General features: G+C 44.1%; 15 protein-coding genes. 13 read left to right on the forward strand and 2 right to left on the reverse strand.

Features of this window, described 5'->3' with window-relative positions; translation table 11 throughout:
* Positions 1–4 precede the first annotated feature (4 nt).
* From GSQ84_RS15440 to GSQ84_RS15465, 6 genes are all read left to right on the forward strand, one after another.
* The gene (locus GSQ84_RS15440; RefSeq protein ID WP_158798187.1) at positions 5–1,486 is read left to right on the forward strand and encodes a RagB/SusD family nutrient uptake outer membrane protein; all 1,482 of its coding nucleotides are present in this window, start codon (positions 5–7) and stop codon (positions 1,484–1,486) included.
* Positions 1,487–1,555: 69 nt separating this feature from the next.
* The gene (locus GSQ84_RS15445) at positions 1,556–2,908 is read left to right on the forward strand and encodes a glucoamylase family protein (RefSeq protein ID WP_158798188.1); all 1,353 of its coding nucleotides are present in this window, start codon (positions 1,556–1,558) and stop codon (positions 2,906–2,908) included.
* Between the two features lie 166 nt (positions 2,909–3,074).
* Positions 3,075–5,372 (forward strand): beta-glucosidase BglX, encoded by a 2,298-nt coding sequence (gene bglX, locus GSQ84_RS15450; RefSeq protein ID WP_158798189.1) that lies wholly within the window; start codon positions 3,075–3,077, stop codon positions 5,370–5,372.
* A gap of 231 nt (positions 5,373–5,603) precedes the next feature.
* Positions 5,604–8,834 (forward strand): TonB-dependent receptor, encoded by a 3,231-nt coding sequence (locus GSQ84_RS15455; protein WP_158798190.1) that lies wholly within the window; start codon positions 5,604–5,606, stop codon positions 8,832–8,834.
* 15 nt (positions 8,835–8,849) lie between these two features.
* The gene (locus GSQ84_RS15460; protein ID WP_158798191.1) at positions 8,850–10,565 is read left to right on the forward strand and encodes a RagB/SusD family nutrient uptake outer membrane protein; all 1,716 of its coding nucleotides are present in this window, start codon (positions 8,850–8,852) and stop codon (positions 10,563–10,565) included.
* An 83-nt stretch (positions 10,566–10,648) separates the two neighbouring features.
* A complete protein-coding gene (locus tag GSQ84_RS15465) occupies positions 10,649–11,482 on the forward strand; it encodes a prolyl oligopeptidase family serine peptidase (protein WP_158798192.1) in 834 nt (277 codons plus the stop codon).
* A 564-nt stretch (positions 11,483–12,046) separates the two neighbouring features.
* On the opposite strand, the gene GSQ84_RS15470 is transcribed toward GSQ84_RS15465, so the two are convergent.
* Both GSQ84_RS15470 and GSQ84_RS15475 read right to left on the reverse strand, forming a co-directional pair.
* A complete protein-coding gene (locus tag GSQ84_RS15470; protein ID WP_158798193.1) occupies positions 12,047–12,772 on the reverse strand; it encodes a YebC/PmpR family DNA-binding transcriptional regulator in 726 nt (241 codons plus the stop codon).
* 24 nt (positions 12,773–12,796) lie between these two features.
* Positions 12,797–13,747: an NAD-dependent epimerase/dehydratase family protein gene (locus tag GSQ84_RS15475; RefSeq protein ID WP_158798194.1), complete on the reverse strand. Its 951-nt coding sequence runs from the start codon at positions 13,745–13,747 to the stop codon at positions 12,797–12,799.
* Positions 13,748–13,985: 238 nt separating this feature from the next.
* On the opposite strand from GSQ84_RS15475, the gene GSQ84_RS15480 reads away from it, so the two are divergent.
* From GSQ84_RS15480 to GSQ84_RS15510, 7 genes are read left to right on the forward strand one after another with little or no spacing between them, the layout of a single operon-like run.
* Entirely contained in the window at positions 13,986–14,639 is a 654-nt protein-coding gene (locus GSQ84_RS15480) for a gluconate 2-dehydrogenase subunit 3 family protein (protein ID WP_158798195.1), read from the forward strand.
* A 21-nt stretch (positions 14,640–14,660) separates the two neighbouring features.
* Positions 14,661–16,361 (forward strand): GMC oxidoreductase, encoded by a 1,701-nt coding sequence (locus tag GSQ84_RS15485; protein ID WP_158798196.1) that lies wholly within the window; start codon positions 14,661–14,663, stop codon positions 16,359–16,361.
* Positions 16,361–17,521 (forward strand): Gfo/Idh/MocA family protein, encoded by a 1,161-nt coding sequence (locus tag GSQ84_RS15490; protein WP_158798197.1) that lies wholly within the window; start codon positions 16,361–16,363, stop codon positions 17,519–17,521. The genes GSQ84_RS15485 and GSQ84_RS15490 overlap by 1 nt, the downstream gene beginning before the upstream one ends.
* 3 nt (positions 17,522–17,524) lie before the next feature.
* Positions 17,525–18,580 carry a sugar phosphate isomerase/epimerase gene (locus GSQ84_RS15495; RefSeq protein ID WP_158798198.1) on the forward strand — a complete coding sequence of 352 codons (1,056 nt, stop codon included), beginning with the start codon at positions 17,525–17,527 and terminating at the stop codon, positions 18,578–18,580.
* Between the two features lie 2 nt (positions 18,581–18,582).
* Positions 18,583–19,002 carry a c-type cytochrome gene (locus GSQ84_RS15500; RefSeq protein ID WP_158798199.1) on the forward strand — a complete coding sequence of 140 codons (420 nt, stop codon included), beginning with the start codon at positions 18,583–18,585 and terminating at the stop codon, positions 19,000–19,002.
* 35 nt (positions 19,003–19,037) lie between these two features.
* Positions 19,038–20,495, forward strand: a complete 1,458-nt coding sequence (locus GSQ84_RS15505) for a Gfo/Idh/MocA family protein (RefSeq protein WP_174238671.1) — start codon at positions 19,038–19,040, stop codon at positions 20,493–20,495.
* A 19-nt stretch (positions 20,496–20,514) separates the two neighbouring features.
* Positions 20,515–21,210 (forward strand): DUF1080 domain-containing protein, encoded by a 696-nt coding sequence (locus GSQ84_RS15510; protein WP_158798200.1) that lies wholly within the window; start codon positions 20,515–20,517, stop codon positions 21,208–21,210.
* The last annotated feature ends 25 nt before the right edge of the window (positions 21,211–21,235 follow it).

The raw sequence follows: 21,235 nt of genomic DNA on the forward strand, positions 1-21,235 counted from the left end.
GAACATGAAAACATATATAAATACACAAAAATGGTGTGCGATAGGTCTTTTATCGATCTTGCTGACCACCGTTTCATCCTGTAAAAAAAGCTTTTTGGATGTTGCTCCTCAAGGCCAGCAGGCAGCCACCCAGTTCTGGAAAACGGAAGTTGATGCTACAAAAGCTGTCAATGCCATTTATGCTCACCTGCGTACCTGGGAAAATGTAGCCTTCCCTGCTTTGGTAATTGAAAGTGTAGCTTCTGATGAAGCTGATAAAGGAAGTACACCTTCTGATGCTTCCTTCTGGAACCTTTACGATACTTTCACCGTAACATCAACCGAAGGTTCACTGCAATCCTTTTGGACAGGCCAGTACCAAAATATCAATTTGTGCAACCAGGTGCTGGATAATATTCCTGGAATTACGATGGATGCTGCATTAAAAACCCGTTACCTGGCAGAAGCCAAATTTGTTCGTGCTTATTCTTATTTCAGACTGGTAAGGGCTTATGGCGATGTGCCATTGAGATTAAAAGTACCTGCAAATTCGACAGAATATAACATTGCACGTACCGCAAAAGCTACTGTTTACGCACAGATCGAACAAGATTTGACAGAAGCAGCTGCAGCTTTACCCGCAACTTATGGATCAGCAGATATTGGTCGCGCTACACAAGGTGCAGCTTTAGGTATGCATGCTAAAGTTGCCCTATATCAGAAAAAATGGGCAGATGTATTAACCTATACCAACCAGGTAATTGCATTAGGCTATGGGTTGGTTCCGAATTTCGAACAGGAATTCCGTTTGGCCAATGAAAACAGTACGGAGTCAATTTTTGAAGTTCAGTGTGAACTGGTTCCAGGTAACGTAGATGCTTCGAACTCACAATACAGTCAGGTACAGGGTGTGGCTGGTGTAACCGCCGGCGGATGGGGATTTAATGTCCCTTCAGAAGCTTTGGCTGCTGCATTTGAAACTGGCGATCCAAGAAGGGACGGAACGATCCTCTTTAGGGGAGAAACTACTCCTGAAGGCGACCTAATCCCCACTTCAGTAGTGAATCCATATTACAATCAGAAATCTTATGTTCCTTTTGCGCTTTATGTATCCGGATTCAATCAGGGTGCACAGCAAAACGTTAGGGTACTGCGCTTTTCTGATGTGTTGCTGATGAACGCAGAAGCAGCCAATGAAATGGGTAACCCAACCTTAGCTTTAACATCCCTGAATAAAGTACGGGCGAGGGCAAGAAATGGAAACGCCGCTATCCTGCCGGATGTGACTACAACCGACCAGGCTGCATTGCGTACTGCGATTTACAAAGAAAGACAAGTGGAGCTGGCCATGGAAAGCGATCGTTATTTCGACGTTGTCCGTCAGGGCAGAGGAGCTGAAGTTTTCGGCGTAAAAGGATGGAAAGCCAATAAAAATGAAGTCTGGCCTGTTCCGCAGACAGAGATTGACCTGAGCGGCGGACTGTTAACACAAAATCCAGGATATTAATATACCTTTTCTAACCAGATACCAGAGGTTGCCGGTTTAGGCCGGCAACCTTTTTTAATCCCCTATCAGATGTTAAAACCGAGATTTCATATTATTTTGCTGGCACTGATTTTCAGCGCAGGCTGCATCCCGAAAAATTCAGTGGCGCAAACCAATGATCATATCGCCTCTCAGCTAAAGATAAATAAAAATCTCACCGATGATCAGCTGCTTGATCTGGTGCAAAAACAAACTTTCCGGTATTTCTGGGACTTTGCCCATCCGGTAAGTGGCATGGCCCGTGAGCGAAGCAACGAAGCTTTTGATTATGGCAACGAAGTGGTAACCACCGGTGGTACCGGATTTGGCATTATGGCAACGATTGTAGCCTCAGAGCGTAAGTTCATTACCCATGAACAGGCCGCAGCCCGTACCAAAAAGATCGTTGACTTTTTATGGAAAGCAGATATGTTCCATGGTGCATTTCCACACTGGATGAACGGTTCTACAGGTAAAGTAATCCGCTTTAGTCCTAAAGATGATGGTGCCGATATTGTGGAAACCTCTTTCCTCTTTCAGGGATTGCTCACCGCCCGTCAGTATTATACAGCCGACAATGCCGTGGAAAGTGACATCCGTAATAAGATCCTCTGGATGTGGGAAGGTATCGAATGGAACTGGTTTACCCAGCAGCAGAATGTACTTTACTGGCACTGGAGCCCCAATAATGGCTGGAGCATGAACCACCAGATCAAAGGTTACAACGAATGTTTTATTACCTACATCCTTGCCGCCTCTTCCCCTAAATTTGCCATTGATAAAAGAGTTTATGAGGATGGATGGGCAAACAGCAATACTTTTTTTAACGGAAAAAAATACTTCGGGATCACCCTGCCTTTAGGGTTTGATTTCGGAGGGCCTTTATTCTTTACCCATTATTCTTTCCTGGGGCTGGATCCCCGCGGATTGAAGGATCAGTATGCAGATTATTATGAACAGAACAAGAACCATACGCTGATTAATCACGCTTATTGCATAGAAAATCCAAAACACTATAAAGGTTATGGCGAAAACACCTGGGGTTTAACGGCGAGCGACAGCTGGCAGGGTTATGCTGCGCATTCCCCTTCAGAAGATCTGGGGGTGATCAGTCCTACCGCAGCGCTATCGGCCTTTCCTTATACCCCAGAATATTCCATGAAAGCGCTGAAACATTTCTACTTCGATCTGGGAGGGAAATTATGGGGCGAGTATGGTTTTATAGATGGGTTTAGCGAAGAGCACAACTGGTATGCGCCATCTTACCTGGCCATTGACCAGGGCCCGATCATCTGTATGATAGAAAATTACCGTTCAGGATTATTATGGAAATTATTTATGAGCAGCCCTTATGTTAAAAGGGGATTGAATAATTTAGGATTTCAAAGTCCTGCATTGAAATAGAAAAACCACACACCAATATATTCATGATTTATCGTGGGTTTACAGCAATAAACACGCCCACGATATTTCATTACCTACTATTATTTATACGCTATGAACCCTGCATAAGATTCAATCATAAATCAATAATCCTACGCAAGACTCATAAGCTTAAAAAAAATATCTGATGAAAAAATCTACTTCCTTATTTTTCCTGGCAGCTATTTTCAGTGCAAATTCGTTATGTGCACAACAGAAAAAAGCTGTAACAGCGACCGACCAAAAGATGAATACCTTCATCAACCAGCTGATGTCAAAAATGACACTGGAGGAAAAGATCGGTCAATTGAACCTTGCCGCGGTAGGTTTTGATGTCACCGGACCTATTCTGAGCCAGGGTGTGAATGAAAAGATTGAAAAAGGCTTGATGGGCGGTGTTTTTAACACCTTCACCCCACAGGCCGTACGTAAATTGCAGGAACTTGCGATCACTAAATCGCGTTTAAAGATTCCTTTGTTATTTGGTTATGATGTGATTCACGGGCATAAAACTATTTTCCCTATTCCATTGGGTTTAAGTACCAGCTGGGATCTGGATTTAATAGAAAAAAGTGCCCGTATTGCCGCCAGGGAAGCAAGTGCTGATGGTTTAAACTGGACCTTCTCCCCTATGGTTGATATTGCAAGAGATCCGAGATGGGGCAGAATAGCCGAAAGTTCCGGTGAAGACCCTTACCTGGGTTCACTGATCGGCGTTGCTATGGTAAAAGGGTATCAAACCAATAGTTTTTCCAATAAAGACGCCATCTTGGCCTGTGTAAAACATTTTGCTTTATATGGCGCAGCCGAGGCAGGAAGGGATTACAATACCACAGATATGAGCCTGATTAAAATGTACAATGAATACCTTCCACCTTACAAAGCAGCGGTAGATGCAGGTGCAGGCTCGGTAATGGCTTCTTTTAATGATATCAACGGAACCCCTGCTACAGGTAATCATTGGCTTTTAACAGATCTTTTACGCAATCAGTGGGGCTTTAAAGGTTTTGTAGTTAGTGATTATACTGGTATCAATGAGCTTGAAGCGCATGGTCTTGGAGATCTGCAAACCGTAAGTGCCAAAGCATTAAATGCAGGGACTGATATGGATATGGTTGGAGAGGGTTTCCTCACTACTTTAAAAAAATCCCTTCAGGAAAAAAAAATCAGTCAGGCAACAATTGATCAGGCCTGTCGCAGGATACTGGAAGCGAAATATAAACTGGGTCTTTTTGCTGATCCTTACAAATATATTGATGAAGAAAGGGCGAAAACAGAAATACTTTCACAAAAAAACAGGGCTGATGCAAAAACTATCGCTGAAGCTTCAATGGTATTGCTAAAAAACAACAATCAGTTACTGCCCTTAAAAAAGAATGCTAAGATAGCCCTGATTGGGCCGCTGGCGAATAATAAACGCGATATGATCGGCAACTGGAGCGCAGCAGGCGAATGGAGCCAGGCGATCAGTGTAATGCAGGGATTGAAAAACGTGGCTCCGGATATGGATATCACCTATGCAAAAGGTGCAAACCTGGTAGATGATCCGGGTATCCTGAAATTGATCAACGCCAATGGCGCAGACATTGTTGCAGATGAAAAATCGCCCGAAAAATTAATCAGCGAAGCTGTTTCTGTTGCCAAAAATGCAGATGTAGCGGTAGTGGTATTAGGAGAAAGTGCGTTAATGGGTGGCGAAGCTACCAGCCGTACTGAACTCGACCTGCTACCCAATCAGAAAGATTTATTAAAAGCATTGGCTGCTACAGGTAAACCTATCATATTGGTGCTGATGAACAGCCATCCTTTAACCTTGGTTTGGGAAGACGCCAATGTTCCTGCTATCCTGGAAACCTGGTTTGGCGGAACTGAAGCTGGAAATGCTATTGCTGATGTTTTAGTAGGCAATTATAATCCTGCCGGTAAACTGACCACTACCTTTCCAAGAAATGTAGGACAGATACCACTGTACTACAACCATAAAAGTACCGGCCGCCCTTATGATGGCGTATCTAATGAAAAATACAAGTCCCGTTATATTGACAGTTCCAATGATCCGCTTTATCCTTTTGGTTATGGCTTAAGTTATACCAGCTTTGCGATCTCTCCTGTTCAATTGAACAAAGTTTCGATGAAAGCCGGACAAACGATACAGGCAACAGTGGATGTGCAGAACACAGGTGATTTTGACGGACAGGAAGTGGTGCAGTTATACATTCAGGACATTTATGGATCTGTTACCCGCCCTGTTAAAGAACTGAAAGGTTTCCAAAAGATATTCCTTAAAAAAGGGGAAACCAAACACGTAACGTTTACCATCAGTACAGAGATGCTTAAATTCTATAATGCAGATTTAAAGTTTGCTGCTGAACCCGGCGATTTTAATGTATTTACCGGCTCTAATTCGAGAGATGTCTCTTCAGCAAAATTCAGTCTGCTGAACTAATTATTTTTTCAAATCCACCAGCTTAAAAAGGCTGTGCCAAAAATTTGGTACAGCCTTTTTTTATTTCATTTAGGGTCAAATGTCCCAAAATATTAACATATAGCTAAATAAATGTCACAATTATACTGTTTAAGACTTCTCCTGATTATCTTAGCTCAATAGTAAGCCCTAACCCCTATTCCTGAATATGTAGAAAAAACTTTGATTAATTACCTAACCAAATATTCACTTATGCAACGAAAACTACCCATTCTCAAAAGGACTGCCATCCTTTTGATGATGAGCCTGTGCTTTGCTCTTGAAGCATGGGCTCAAACTAAAATCACCGGTAAGGTCATCGGAAGTGATGATAAAATGCCCGTTATCGGTGCCTCCATAAAAATTAAAAATTCTCCCGGCGGTACAATTACCGATGAAAAGGGTGCCTTTGCACTGGAGGCAAAACCTACAGATGTGCTCATCGTTTCTTTTGTGGGCTATACGGCAAAAGAGGTAACCGTGGGACGCCAGACCGTTCTTAACATCCTCCTTCAGCCTAACAACAATAACCTGACGGAAGTGGTGGTAACGGGTTACACTACTCAGCGAAAAAAGGACCTTACAGGTGCTGTATCCGTTGTTGATGTAGTGCAGCTGAAAGCCCAGCCTGCCGCCAGCGCGGTAGAGGCACTGCAGGGGAAAGCCCCCGGGGTGCAGATCGTTAATGATGGTGCGCCCGGATCAACACCGCAGATCAGGGTGCGGGGTTTTAGCACCATAAATGATAACGACCCCCTCTATGTAATTGATGGTGTTCCTTATGAGGGTAAACTCTCCTGGCTTAACCAGAATGATATTGAAAGCCTGCAGGTGCTGAAAGATGCTTCTTCTGCTTCCATTTACGGGGCCAGGGCCAATAACGGTGTAGTGATCATTACCACGAAAAAAGGGGTGGCCGGTCCGCCGAAGATCACGCTGGACACCTATTACGGAGTGCAGGTACCCAGAAGGGGAAGCTTTCCTCAAATGATGAGCCCGATGCAATATGCAGATTATCTGTATACTTCTTACTACAATGCCGGATTGCCGGTTTCCACCGGTACAAACTATGGAACAGGCCCTACACCTACCTTACCTGAATACTTAGTGGCCGGTGCTGCAACAGGACAGAATATCACCGCTGCAGATGCCGACCCATCAAAATACAATTATAGCCGCGATCCTGCAACTTTCTACCAGATTACCAAGGCCAATCAGCAGGGTACCAACTGGTTTGATGCCATGACCCGGAATGCTCCGGTTCAGAATTATCAGCTGAGCGCTACGGGCGGCAGTGAAAATGCCACCTATACTTTTGCCGGCGGATACCTTGACCAGCAGGGTACCTTAAAATTCACTGGTTTTAAACGATACAATTTCAGGTCCAACACAGCGATCTCGGCTTTTAACAAGAAGGTCCGTTTTGGGGAGAATGCACAATACAGTTATTCTGAAGGCCACGGACTGGGTGTAAACCCAAATGTGTCTGGAGAATACCAGGATGAAGGCAGCGCTATTGGATGGGCATACCGTATTCCTACCATTATACCCGTTTATGATATCGAGGGTAACTATGCTGGCAGCCGCGGCAGCGGGCTTGGAAATGCCCAAAACCCGGTTGCCTTTCTAGACCGTGCGAAAGACAACGTGAACAAAAGTAATTTCTTTTTCGGAAATGCCTATGCAGAAGCAGACATTATTGATGGCCTGGTGGCCAGAACCAGTTTTGGTTTACGCTATGAGAACTATGACGGCGTGGCCCTGGTTTATCCTAACCTTGAGTTTTCTGAAGGCAGCAATACCAATAGCCTGAATGAAGACATGGGTTACAATACAGAATGGACCTGGACAAACACGCTGACCTATAAAAAGGTTTTCCATGAAAAACACAGACTAACCATCCTGGCGGGTAGTGAATCTATATCAAACAGGTCCCGCGAACTGGACGGGGGAAGGAATGATTATTTTGTGCTGGGCAGCCCTGATTATAGTTACCTGAATACAGGATCTTCAAATATCAGTAACGGAAGTTTTGGTAGTGTAGGATCACTTTTTTCCCTCTTTGGAAGGGCAGATTATTCTTATAACGACCGTTACCTGGCCAGTATTACCATGCGGCGGGATGGATCGTCCAACTTCGGACCGGCAAACAAATACGGTTATTTTCCTGCGGCAAGCGTAGCCTGGAGGATGTCTGAAGAATCTTTTATGAAAAGCCTGAAATGGATAACCGATTTTAAACTGCGTGCCGGCTATGGAAAAACAGGTAACCAGCGAATCCCCGGTTTCCAGTACCTGAACAGATACCAGAGTTCTATTATTAATTCTGCCTATGCTACCGGCGGAGGAAATAGCGTGATTACCGGTGTATGGCAGAATGCCTATACCAATCCTGATGTAAAATGGGAATCGTTGAGTTCTATCAATCTAGGTGCTGATTTTACTTTATTGGACGGTCAGTTTGATGGGTCGTTTGACTGGTATAACCGGAAAACCAAGGATATGCTTTACCCTGTACCATTGCCGGCAACTGCTGTAGGATTGGCGAGTTCTCCCTATGTGAATGTTGGGGATATGGACAATAAAGGTTTTGAAATTTCACTGGGTTATCACTACGGACGTAAAAACGACCACGCCGTAAAATTTGATGTGGGTTTAAATTTTTCCAGGAACATCAATGAGATCACCAAACTTGCACCTACCGTTTCCAATCAGCCATATGGTGTTTTTCGAAGCCTGACAACGAGTATACTGGAAACAGGTGAACCATTTGGTTCGTTTTTCGGATATAAAGTGCAGGGAATCTACCAGAATCAGGCAGAGATCACTAACAGCGCTTCCTATACAGGCGCCAGGGTTGGTGGATTTCGCTATGAGGATATCAATGGTGACGGAGCCATTACGCCGGCCGACCGTACCATTATAGGGAATCCAAATCCGGCTTTCCTCTATTCCATCAGCCTCAATGTGTCTTACAAAAACTTTGATCTTGCAGCATTTTTTAATGGGGTTCAGGGCAACGACCTGTATGAAGCAACAAGGTATTTTACCGACTTCCCTACCTTTGATGGGGCAAGGAGTACCCGCCTGCTCAACGCATGGAGCCCTACCAACACTTCGAGTATGATTCCTTCCCCCTATGTAGGGGTATCTGATATGGAATATGCTTCATCCAGTTATTATGTGCAGAATGGCAGTTTCCTGCGGTTTAAAAATCTGCAGATCGGGTATACCGTACCAGCAAAAAAACTGTTTGGCGCAAACTCAGGCTTCAGTAAGCTGAGGGTGTATGTAAGTGCGACCAACCTTTTCACGATCACCAAATACACCGGCCTTGATCCGGAAGTAAGTCAGGAGACGGATACGTTTTCCGCTCCCGGAGTGGACAGGGGTATTTATCCTTCGCCACGCCAGTATCTGTTAGGTATTAATGCTGCTTTTTAATTAAATCATATTCCGATGAAACACTTAAAATATATATTTCTGGCATTTTTCATTTGCAGTACATTTTCCTGCAAGAAAGATTTTCTAGACAAAAACCCGCAGGGAGAACTCACCACCGAACAGCTAACCACACAGGATGGCGTAGAAGCTTTGCTGATTGGTGCTTACGGACTGCTCAATGGCAATGTAAATGGTCAGTATGGAACCTATGGTGCCGCTCCCAGCCAATGGCTGCTTGGTGAAGTGGATTCTGATAATGCCCACAAGGGCAGCAGCAATGGAGACCAGCCAAATATGAACCTGATTGAACAGCATGCCCCCACCAGTACCAATGATAACCTGTCCAATTTATGGAACAATTGTTTTGAAGGTGTAGCACGCTGCAATAATACCCTCAAATTTCTGGCTTTGGTACAGGCAGGCCCCTCCTCAGGCAGGTTTTCTACCTCCCGCGCTACAGAAATTCAGGGCGAAGCCAAAATATTACGCGCCCACTATTACTTTTTTCTGGTCAGGGTGTTTAAAAACGTGCCGTATATTACCGAGGCAACCACTACTGCAACGGTAGCGAATGATAAAGACATTTATCCAAATATCATTACCGATCTGCAGGCTGCGGTAAGCGACCTGCCTACCTCCAAACCAAAAGGAGAAGTAGGACGGATGGATAAATACGCCGCACAAGCCTATTTAGGAAAAGTATACCTCTATCAAAAAAAATATGCAGATGCTTTTACGCTTTTAAATGCAGTAATCATTGCCAAGCCCGACCTGGTTTCTTTGCCCTACACGGATAACTTTGATGTCACAAAAGAAAACGGACCAGAATCGATTATGGCAGTACAACACGCTGTGGGGGCAGATGGTACCCCTGGTGATAATGGTAATGTGGGTGATGTGCTTAACTTCCCTTATGGAACGGGTTTACCGATCACCTGCTGCGGATTTTTCCAGCCTTCGATCGATCTGGCCAATTCATTTAAAGTAGATGCAAACGGATTGCCTTTACTTGACGGATCGTACCGTAACAATCCTTACCAGTCTGACTTTGGCCTGGCAGCAGCACAAAAAGCCGCTTACCAGGTAGATCAGACCATCGCCTTTGATCCACGGATTGATTACACCATCGGCAGAAGGGGTGTTCCCTATCACGACTGGGGCATTATGGCTGGCGACACCTGGATCAGGGATGTGGGTAACGGCGGACCATTTGTACCTTATAAAAACGTAATCGATGCCTCGCAGGTAGCCAGCAATAGTGCACCGGGAAATACCAATATCACCGGTTTAAATGTGAACTTCATTCGCCTTGCTGATGTATACCTGATGGCTGCAGAATGTGATGTAGAGCTGGGAAACCTAACGGGAGCGATGACATTGGTGAATAAGGTAAGACAGCGTGCTGCCCTGCTGCCACCAAAAACAGTGAACGGAATACCTGTAGCAGCCTATAAAGTTGGCCTCTACCCTTCCTTTCCGGGTTCGGATTATGCAAGAAATGCCGTTCGCTTTGAACGCCGGCTGGAATTATCAATGGAAGGACACCGTTTTTACGATCTGGTGCGCTGGGGTTTAACCAAGCAGACACTGGAAAGTTATTTCAATTTCGAGGGCAATTACTTCAGTTACCTTAAGGGGGTGATGATTGAACCTCGTGACGACTACTTCCCTTTACCGCAAGATCAGATCGACAGGAGTCAGGGAGTTTTGAAACAAAGTCCGGGTTATTAACAGTCTGTAATACAGATTTATTATATCAGATTAATTTTTCCAAAATCCGCCTTTTATACAGGCGGGTTTTTTAATTTAGCGCCATGAAATATTTTAAGTTAATTCTCTGTTTTACCATTTTACTATCCACCATTCAGCTCAGTGCCCAGGATTTTAAGGCATACGACAAGGGCAGCTTCAATAATGGAAAAGACAGTATAACTTACAGGATCCTGTATCCTGAACATTTCGACCCTAAACAAATCTATCCCATTGTATTTTTTCTTCATGGCAGCGGAGAGCGCGGAAGTGATAATGACAAGCAGCTGTTTCATGGTGGCAAGCTATTCCTTGAGGCAGCAAACCGTTCAAAATTCCCTGCTATTATCGTTTTCCCCCAGTGTCCTGAGAACGGCTTCTGGTCAAACGTAAAGTTTACCCCTGATTCATCAGGCAAAAGAAGCTTCCACTTTCAAACGGAAGGCGAACCCACTCCTGCCATGAGGGCCCTGCTGGGATTGGTAGATAACTTTTTAGAAAAGCCTTATGTTAACCATCAGCAGGTATATGTTGGCGGCCTATCTATGGGGGGTATGGGCACCTATGAAATATTAAGGCGCAAGCCGCAGACATTTGCAGCTGCCTTTGCCATTTGCGGAGGAGATACCTTAGCCAATGTAAATAAATACAAAAACACTCCTTTATGGATCTTTCATGGCGGAAAAGACGATACCGTAAACCCGGCCTTCTCCATCGCCATTGCAAACCAATTAAAAATAGTAGGCAAAGAAGTCAAGTTCAGTTACTATCCTGATGACAACCATAATAGCTGGGATTCGGCCTTTGCAGAGCCTCAGTTTCTGCCCTGGTTATTCAGTCACCATCTGGAAAAAAGAAAAGGGTTTTTCTATCGGTTGTTCCACCCGTCTTCTCATTAATTTATGAGCGGCTTGCATAAACGATAAAAATAGATCGCACATCTTGTTTATAAACCCAATTTTTGCAATTGGCTTATCCCCCGGTCTCCCCCCCTGTCCGGCCAGGAAAATCTAAAATAAAAAAAGACTATATCATTTGATGACATTGGCCCTTTCCTTCAAAGGGGCGCAGTCTGCAAATTCGGATTATCCCCCGGTCTTTCTCCCCCTGTCCGGCCAGGAAAATCTAAAATAAAAAAAGACTATATCATTTGATGACATTGGCCCTTTCCTTCAAAGGGGCGCAGTCTGCAAATTCGGATTATCCCCCGGTCTTTCTCCCCCTGTCCGGCTAGGAAAATCTAAAATAAAAAAAGACTATATCATTTGATGACATTGGCCCTTTCCTTCAAAGGGGCGCAGTCATCAAATTCGGATTATCCCCCGGTCTTTCTCCCCCTGTCCGGCTAGGAAAATCTAAAATAAAAAAAGACTATATCATTTGATGACATTGGCCCTTTCCTTCAAAGGGGCGCAGTCATCAAATGATATAGTCTTTTTTTATAAGATGTAACTATCGGACTACTACTCCGCCATGTTATGATATACGGCTTGTACATCATCATCTTCTTCCAGCTTATCGATCAGCTTCAGCACATCTACAGCCTGTTCTTCAGAAATCGGTACGGTAGTCAAAGAAATACGTTCCAGTTTTGCACTTTTCATTTCAAATCCTAAATCTTCCAGTGCCTTTTGCATCCTGCCGAAATCTTCAAATGCGGTCTGTACTACAGCAACATCAGTTCCTTCTTCGTCAGCTTCAAGATATAACTCTTCCAAACCGGCGTCGATCAATTCAAACTCCAGTTCTTCCAGATCCTTCTCTCCCGGTAAAAATCTAAAAATCGACTTGCGGTTAAAAATAAAATCCAGGGAACCTGTTTTACCCAAAGCACCGCCTGTTTTACTAAAATAACTGCGGATATTAGCCACTGTTCTATTGGTATTATCTGTAGCGGTTTCAATCAGGATAGCTACGCCATGCTGGGCATAACCTTCATATACATGCTCTTCGTAACCATTTTCATCTTTATTAGACGCCCTTTTTATAGCCGCATCCACCGTATGCTTTGGCATATTTACGGCCTTGGAATTTTGAATAGCTGTACGTAAGCGGGAGTTGGTATCCGGATTTGGGCCGTTATCTTTTACCGCCATTACAATTTCTTTCCCTATACGGGTGAACTGTACGGCCATTTTAGCCCAACGTTTAAACTTTCTTTCTTTTCTGAACTCAAATGCTCTTCCCATTGTATCTCTAATTGAGGGGTTAACCTATTTACTACTTTTTAAATTATCTAACATATCGGCAGTTAGTTTTGCCAGATCAAACTCTGGTTTCCAGCCCCAGTCGCGCTGTGCAAACTGATCATCAACCGAACGCGGCCAGCTGGCAGCAATTTGCTGACGCGGATCGTTGGCTGTGTAAGTTAGCTTAAAATCCGGAATGTGGTTCCTGATTTCTGCCGCCAGCACTTCAGGGGTAAAGCTCATTCCTGCAAAATTATAACTGGAGCGGATAGAAATCCGGTCTGACGGAGCATCCATTAGCTCTATCGTTCCGCGGATCGCATCATCCATATACATCATTGGCAACTCAGTCTCCGCAGAAAGGAAAGAAGCATAACTTCCTTTTTTCAGCGCATCATGAAAAATATGTATGGCATAATCTGTAGTTCCGCCACCAGGAGCAGCCTTCCAGCTGATCAGTCCCGGGTAACGAATACTGCGTACATCCAGCCCAAACTTCTGGTGGTAATACTCACACCATCTTTCGCCCGCTAATTTACTAATCCCATACACAGTATTTGGGTCCATCACACAAAATTGGGACGTTTGGTCTTTTGGGGAATTGGGTCCGAAAACGGCAATGGAACTTGGCCAGTATACCTTGGCTGTTTTATAAATGATAGCCAGGTCCAAAATATTCAGCAGGCCGTTCATATTCAGGTCCCAGGCCAATTTTGGATTCTGCTCACCGGTTGCAGATAACAAAGCTGCCAGCAGGTAGACCTGAGTAGGTTTATATTTATTAAAGATGGTATTTAAAATATCCTTCTCCAGTACATTGACAAACTCAAAAGGACCAGAATTTTTGATGTCATAATCAGGCCGGCGGATATCACAGGCAACTACATTATTTTCTCCGTAGGTTTTGCGTAAAGCGGTAACCAGCTCGGTACCTATCTGTCCGTTAGAACCTAATACTACTATTTTTTCACTCATTAAAATACAGATTTTGGCAAAGGTAAAAAAACGGGACAAACTAATTAAAAATGTTGCTAATTATAATTAGCCGTGAAAAGCATAACTGGCAGAAGATTCGATTCTCTCAAAAAGATTATGAAAATTAAAGTAACAATAATGGGATACAACCTGCAAAACCTTACACTTTCTTAACAATTTTTCCTATTTTAGGATGATCATACCACAACAGTACAAACAAAACCAAATTTAAATTACTATGGATAGAAGAGACGCAGTTAAGAGTGTTGCTTTTTTACTTGGAGGAGCGCTTTCTGCAACCACTATAGCCGTCTTTGTTGACGGATGTACTAGCCCTTCTGCCAACAAGGGATCGAACTTGTTTTCTGCAGACCAGGAACAAATGATCACAGAGATGGCAGATATTATCATTCCGGATACCAAAACGCCGGGTGCAAAAGCTGCGGGCGTAGGCCCATGGATGGCAATGATGATTAAAGAATGTTATCCTAAAGAAGCCCAGGAAGCATTTGTAAAAGGACTTGAAGACCTGGACAAACGTTCTAAAAAAGAATTTGACAATTCCTTCCTGAAGATTACTGTGAAACAACGCGGAGAGCTGCTTGGAAAAGTACGCGATGAAACCATTGTTGCCCAAAAAGCCGAAAAAGCCAAAAGTGACGCTGAGGAAAAAGCGCATCCGGGAAAAGCAGCAGCCGATAAACCATTGGAAGCTAAAGACAAATACCCAAAATCCACACCTTATTTCTTTGCCCTGACCAGAGACCTTACCTTACTGGGTTACTTCAGTTCAGAAATAGGTGCCAGCCAGGCGCTGGAATACATCGCTATTCCTGGCCGCTATGACGGATGTGTAGACCTGAAACCTGGTCAAAGAGTTTATTCTTCATAAATCTATTCAACAAAACAAGCAATGAATTTAAATACTAAAGCAACTGCTCAAAATACCTATGATGCCATAGTAGTGGGATCTGGAATTAGCGGGGGATGGGCGGCTAAAGAGCTTACAGAAAAAGGACTGAAGGTATTGATGCTGGAAAGAGGCAGAAATATTGAACATATAAAGGACTATACTACAGCCATGATGAAGCCATGGGAATTTAAACACCGCGGCTCACTGACTGAAGAACAAAAAAGGACACATCCTGTTCAGAAAAGGGATTATCCTTACCAGGAATTTAATGAGAGCTACTGGGTAAACGACCTGGAATGCCCTTATACAGAGGTAAAACGTTTTGACTGGTACCGTGGTTTCCACGTGGGCGGTAAATCGCTGATGTGGGGAAGACAAAGTTACCGTTTCAGCGACATGAACTTTGAAGACAATAAAAAGGACGGCCACGGGGTTGACTGGCCGATAAGATATAAAGACCTGACCAAATGGTACGACTATGTGGAGCGTTTTGCAGGTATCAGTGGTCAGGCAGAAAACTGGCCTGCTTTACCAGACGGACAGTTTCTTCCTCCAATGGAAATGAACTGTGTAGAAAAGTCGGTAAAAAAACGGATTGAAGATCATTATAAAAAAGAGCGGATCATGACTATTGGCCGTACAGCCAATTTAACGGTACCGCATGGTGGAAGAGGCAGTTGCCAATACCGTAACCTTTGCAGCAGGGGATGTCCTTTCGGCGCTTACTTCAGCACCCAATCCTCTACATTGCCTGCTGCTGTGGCCACAGGAAACCTTACTTTAAGACCTTTCTCGCTGGTGGATCATATCGTTTATGATAAAGAGACACAAAAAGCGACAGGCGTAGTGATCATCGATTCGGAAACCAAAGAGCATATGGAGTTCTTTGCCAAGATCATCTTTGTGAACGGCTCTACTTTAGGCAGTACATTTTTACTGCTCAATTCAACTTCTGCAGAACATCCAAATGGATTAGGCAACAAAAGCGGTGAGCTGGGACATAATTTAATGGACCACCATTTCCGCTGCGGTGCTTCTGGAGAAGCCGAAGGTTTTGAAGATAAATATACCTATGGCAGAAGGGCTAATGGCATCTATGTGCCAAGGTACCAGAACATGGGTAACGACAAACGTGATTATTTAAGAGGTTTTGGTTATCAGGGCGGTGCAAGCCGTACAGGATGGCACAAAGATGTTGCAGAACTGGCCTTTGGCGGTGACTTTAAAGATCAGATGACACAACCAGGCATGTGGACCATGGGACTGGGAGGTTTCGGTGAATCTCTTCCTTACCACGAAAACAGGGTTTATATTGATAAAACAAAAAAAGACGCCTGGGGAATGCCTGTTCTGGCGATCGACTGCGAGTTCAAAGAGAATGAAGCAAAGATGCGCGTAGCCATGATGAACGATGCAGCAGAAATGCTGGAAGCGGCAGGTATGAAAAATATTCAAACCTACGATAATGGTTCTTCACCAGGTATGGCTATTCATGAACAGGGAACAGCCCGTATGGGAAATGACCCTAAAACATCTGTACTGAATAAATGGAACCAGATGCATGAAGTAAAAAATGTATTTGTGACTGACGGATCATGCATGCCTTCCATCGCCTGCCAGAATCCATCGCTTACGTTTATGGCTTTAACAGCCAGAGCGGCAGATTATGCAGTTACTGAACTTAAAAAAGGAAATATTTAATGGCAGCAGGAAAAATTAGAATGGGCATGATTGGAGGCGGTAAAAACGCTTTCATTGGTGCCGTTCACCGTATTGCCGCAAATATAGACGGACAAATTGAACTGGTTTGCGGTGCTTTGAGCTCCGATCCGGAAACGGCAAAGGAGTCTGGAAAGGTTTTATTCTTAGCAGAAGATAGAAATTACGGCACTTATCAGGAGATGATTGAAAAAGAGAGTCTCCTTCCTGCCGACAGCAGAATGCACTTTGTAGTGATCGTTACGCCAAATTTCGCACATTTTGCCCCGGCCATGCTAGCCTTGGAGAACGGCTTTCACGTGGTAATTGATAAACCCATCAGTTTTACGCTGGCCGAAGCCAAACAGCTGGAAGAAAAAGTAAAGGAAACAGGGCTTACCTTATGTCTTACCTATACCTATTCCGGTTATCCAATGGTTAAACAAGCCCGGCAGATGGTTAAGGATGGTGCTTTCGGAAAGATCCGGAAGATCCTGGTAGAATATCCGCAGGGCTGGCTAAGCCTACCCTCCGAACGTGATGGCAATAAACAATCTTCATGGAGAACTGACCCTTCGAAAAGCGGGATCAGCGGCTGTATGGGTGATATTGGTACGCATGCGGCACAGCTGGCAGAGTATATTTCGGGTCTGGAAATCACGCAGCTTTGTGCCGACCTGAATATTATGGTGGATGGACGTGCGCTTGATGATGATGGGAATGTGTTGCTAAAGTTCAACAATGGCGCCAATGGTGTGCTCGTTGCTTCACAGATTGCTGCCGGAGAGGAAAATGCACTGAAAATAAAAGTTTACGGAGAAAAGGGCAGCCTGGAATGGCATCAGGAAGAGCCCAATACGCTGAAAGTAAAATGGCTTGACGCACCCAGCCAATTGTACAGAACCGGTCAGGGATATTTATCAGCCGCAGCACAATACAATGCCAGAACACCTGCAGGACACCCTGAGGGATATCTGGAAGCTTTCGCTAATATTTACAGAAACTTTGCCGCTACGATAAAAGCAAAAATGGAGGGAACTGTTCCTACAGCAGAGATGCTCGACTTCCCCGGTGTGGAGGAAGGCGTAAGGGGAATGGCCTTTATAGAAAATGTAGTGGCTTCAAGCCAGTCAGATCAGAAATGGTTCGATTTTAAAATCTAAAGCATGACAACAATTAAAGGACCAGCAGTTTTTCTGGCACAATTTATTGGAAATGAAGAACCTTTTAATTCCCTGGACGGGATCTGCAAATGGGCAGCCGACCTTGGATTTAAAGGTATACAAATGCCTACACTCGATAACCGGTTTATCGACCTGCAAAAAGCAGCAGAGAGTAAGACCTATGCGGATGAGCTAAAAGGTAAAATTGAATTTTATGGACTAGAGATCACCGAATTATCTACTCATATTCAGGGTCAGCTGGTAGCAGTAAACCCTGCATACGACCAGGTTTTTGATGGTTTTGCACCAGAAAAATACAGGAATAACCCTAAGGCCAGAACGGAATGGGCTGTGCAGCAATTGAAATATGCGGCCAAAGCTTCCCAAAACCTGGGTTTAAATGCACATGCTACCTTTAGCGGATCTCTTTTATGGCATATGTTCCATCCCTGGCCACAGCGTCCGGAAGGGCTGGTAGAAGAAGGATTTAAAGAACTGGCGCGCCGCTGGCTGCCTATTTTAAATGAATTTGATGCCTGCGGTGTGGATGTTTGTTATGAAATCCATCCGGGTGAAGATCTTTTTGACGGGGCAACCTACGAGATGTTCCTTGAAAAAGTGAACAACCACCCCCGCGCCTGCCTGTTATATGATCCTTCACATTTTGTATTACAGCAGCTGGATTATATCCAATATATTGATTTTTATCATGAACGCATTAAAGCTTTCCACGTAAAAGATGCCGAATTTAACCCCACAGGCAGACAGGGAACCTTTGGCGGTTATCAAAGCTGGGCAAACCGGGCCGGGCGCTATCGCTCTCCCGGAGACGGACAGGTTGATTTTAAAACTATATTTAGTAAACTTGCCCAATATGATTTTAAAGGCTGGGCTGTAATGGAGTGGGAATGCTGCATTAAAGATTCGGAAACCGGCGCTAGAGAAGGTGTTGAATTTATAAAAAACCACATCATTCCGGTAACCACCAGGGCATTTGATGATTTCGCCGCTACAGGTGCAGATCTGGCTTTTAACCATCAGATTTTAGGTATAAAATAATTATGAAAAAGAAACACACACCACTACTAATTTTAGGCTGCCTGGCAATAGCCATCGCCTCATGCACAAGTCCCGGTTCTAAAGAAGAAAAAAAAGAATCTACAGAAACTGCAGTAACCAAGACTGACACTTCTGCAACAGTAAGCGCTCAGACACCCTCAGCATCACTTCCGGGAGAAAGCTTAATTGCCAAATCTGATTGTTCAGGCTGTCACAACAAAACCCAGAAAATAATAGGGCCTGCATTTGTAGACATTGCAGCGAAATATCCTTCCAATGACGCCAATATCAGCCATCTGGCAGATGTGATCATCAAAGGTGGTAAAGGTACCTGGGGCGACCTTCCAATGACCCCTCACCCTAACCTGAGTAAAGATGATGCCAAAACAATGGTAACCTGGATCTTATCACTTAAAAAATAATACAGCCGTTCCTTTTCTAACCAAATTAAACAAGCATGGAAAAAATTGATAAAGATATAAATGCCACCAGCAGACGTGCATTTTTAAAAACAACAGCTATTGCCAGTGCGGCATTTATGATCGTGCCCCGCCACGTTTTAGGGGGTAAGGGTTTTATTGCACCAAGTGACAGATTAATTATTGCCAGTATAGGTGCAGGTGGAAAAGGTGCTTCTGATATTGCCGCTTTTCACAAAAGCGGGAAAGCAGATATCGCTTTTCTTTGTGATGTAGATACCAACAGGGCCGCCGGCACAGTGAAGAATTTCCCTAAAGCGAAATTCTATAAAGACTGGCGGGAAATGCTCGATAAAGAGCACAAGAACTTTGATGCGGTGAGCGTATCAACTCCTGATCACAGTCACGCGATCATTACCGTAGCTGCTATGCAGCTTGGAAAACATGTGTATGTCCAAAAACCACTAACGCATGATATTTATGAAGCGAGGAAATTAACCGAAGCTGCTAAAAAGTATAAAGTAGTTACGCAGATGGGTAACCAGGGTGCATCAAATGATGGGCCCCGCCAAATGAAAGAGTGGTATGATGCCGGACTAATTGGCGATGTGCATACTGTCTATGCATGGACAGACAGACCGGTATGGCCTCAGGGTATTCCATGGTCGGCCAATAAAGCTGAAGTTCCGGCAAACCTTGACTGGGATCTATGGCTAAACACAGCACCTTATAAAGATTATGTAGAAAAACTGGTTCCTTTTAACTGGAGAGGCTGGTGGGATTATGGTACTGGTGCCCTTGGTGATATGGGATGCCACCTGATTGAAGCTCCTTTTAGTATGTTAGGCTTGAAATATGCTACTGATGTGCAGGCAAGTGTAGGCTCAGTTTATGTAGATGAGTTCAAACGCGGATATTTCCCTGATAGCTGTCCTCCTTCAAGCCATGTGACATTAACTTTCCCTAAAACACCAAAAACACAGGGAGAAGTAACCCTGCACTGGATGGATGGCGGAATACAGCCTACGCGACCTGATGAGCTGGAAGCAAATGAGCTTTTTGGTGATGGTGCTAACGGAACCTTGTTTATTGGTACCAAAGGAAAGATGATGAGTAGCACGTATAGCGCTAATCCAAGATTACTTCCATTAAGCCGCAATAAAGACATTAAGGTTCCGGAAAGATTTGCCCGCGTACCGCATGGTGCAGACGGACATTATGCACAATGGGTAGAAGCTTGTATTGCCGGTTATGGTAAAAAAGAACTGAGCTCTCCGTTTGAAATTGCAGGCCCATTAACTGAAGCTTTGTTAATGGCCAACCTGGCCATCAGGGGAAATGATGTACGTCGTACTTCAGCAGATGGCAGGGTAAGTTATCCAGGCAGAAATATTAAACTGCTGTGGGATAACGAGAATATGAGGGTAACAAATTTTGATGATGTCAATCAATATGTAAAACGAGAATACCGTAAAGGCTGGTCACTCGGTATATAATTTAATTTAACAATCAATTATGAGATCTTATTATTTTTCAGCACTCTTTATCATCAGTATAATGAGCATTGGCAGTACTAAAGCACAGCATACCGACAAGGGATTTACTCCCTTGTTTGACGGAAAAACAACTCAGGGCTGGCACACTTATGGAAAAAACTTCACCGGAAAAGGCTGGAAAGTTGAAGATGGGGTAATCCATTTTGACCCGGCAGCCAAACAGGGGGATGCAGGTGACCTGGTGACAGACAAAGAATACACCAATTTCCATTTGAAAGTGGATTGGAAAGTGGCTCCGGGTTCTAACAGCGGAATACTTTTCCATATCCATGAAGACCCTGCTAAATACAACCAAACCTATAGCACCGGACCAGAAATGCAGGTGATCGATAACGACGGCCATCCGGATGGCAAGATCATCAAACATCGTGCAGGCGATTTGTACGACCTGGTGAAAAGCAGCTCAGAACCCGTAAAACCAGTAGGACAATGGAACACTGCCGAAATTATCAGTAACCACGGCAAATTGAAACTCATCCTGAACGGGGTGGAGATTGTTTCCACAACAGAGTTTGATGACAATTGGAAAAGCCTCATCGCGGGCAGCAAGTTTGCAAAATGGGAAGGATTTGGAACATTTAAAACCGGAAAAATATCATTGCAGGACCATGGAGAAGAAGTTTGGTTCCGTAATATCATGATTAAAGAACTCTAACCAAACAACCAAAACAAACCAAAAT

It is taken from the genome of Pedobacter sp. L105, from assembly GCF_009765875.1.
In the GTDB taxonomy this organism is placed as follows: domain Bacteria; phylum Bacteroidota; class Bacteroidia; order Sphingobacteriales; family Sphingobacteriaceae; genus Pedobacter.

Excerpts from the sequence above, each read along its gene's own strand:
- GSQ84_RS15495 (WP_158798198.1), top strand. The coding sequence starts at position 17,525 with ATGACAACAATTAAAGGACCAGCAGTTTTTCTGGCACAATTTATTGGA.
- GSQ84_RS15460 (WP_158798191.1), top strand. The coding sequence starts at position 8,850 with ATGAAACACTTAAAATATATATTTCTGGCATTTTTCATTTGCAGTACA.
- GSQ84_RS15465 (WP_158798192.1), top strand. The coding sequence starts at position 10,649 with ATGAAATATTTTAAGTTAATTCTCTGTTTTACCATTTTACTATCCACC.
- GSQ84_RS15475 (WP_158798194.1), bottom strand. The coding sequence starts at position 13,747 with ATGAGTGAAAAAATAGTAGTATTAGGTTCTAACGGACAGATAGGTACC.
- GSQ84_RS15480 (WP_158798195.1), top strand. The coding sequence starts at position 13,986 with ATGGATAGAAGAGACGCAGTTAAGAGTGTTGCTTTTTTACTTGGAGGA.
- GSQ84_RS15510 (WP_158798200.1), top strand. The coding sequence starts at position 20,515 with ATGAGATCTTATTATTTTTCAGCACTCTTTATCATCAGTATAATGAGC.
- GSQ84_RS15440 (WP_158798187.1), top strand. The coding sequence starts at position 5 with ATGAAAACATATATAAATACACAAAAATGGTGTGCGATAGGTCTTTTA.
- bglX (WP_158798189.1), top strand. The coding sequence starts at position 3,075 with ATGAAAAAATCTACTTCCTTATTTTTCCTGGCAGCTATTTTCAGTGCA.
- GSQ84_RS15470 (WP_158798193.1), bottom strand. The coding sequence starts at position 12,772 with ATGGGAAGAGCATTTGAGTTCAGAAAAGAAAGAAAGTTTAAACGTTGG.
- GSQ84_RS15490 (WP_158798197.1), top strand. The coding sequence starts at position 16,361 with ATGGCAGCAGGAAAAATTAGAATGGGCATGATTGGAGGCGGTAAAAAC.
- GSQ84_RS15455 (WP_158798190.1), top strand. The coding sequence starts at position 5,604 with ATGCAACGAAAACTACCCATTCTCAAAAGGACTGCCATCCTTTTGATG.
- GSQ84_RS15505 (WP_174238671.1), top strand. The coding sequence starts at position 19,038 with ATGGAAAAAATTGATAAAGATATAAATGCCACCAGCAGACGTGCATTT.
- GSQ84_RS15445 (WP_158798188.1), top strand. The coding sequence starts at position 1,556 with ATGTTAAAACCGAGATTTCATATTATTTTGCTGGCACTGATTTTCAGC.
- GSQ84_RS15485 (WP_158798196.1), top strand. The coding sequence starts at position 14,661 with ATGAATTTAAATACTAAAGCAACTGCTCAAAATACCTATGATGCCATA.
- GSQ84_RS15500 (WP_158798199.1), top strand. The coding sequence starts at position 18,583 with ATGAAAAAGAAACACACACCACTACTAATTTTAGGCTGCCTGGCAATA.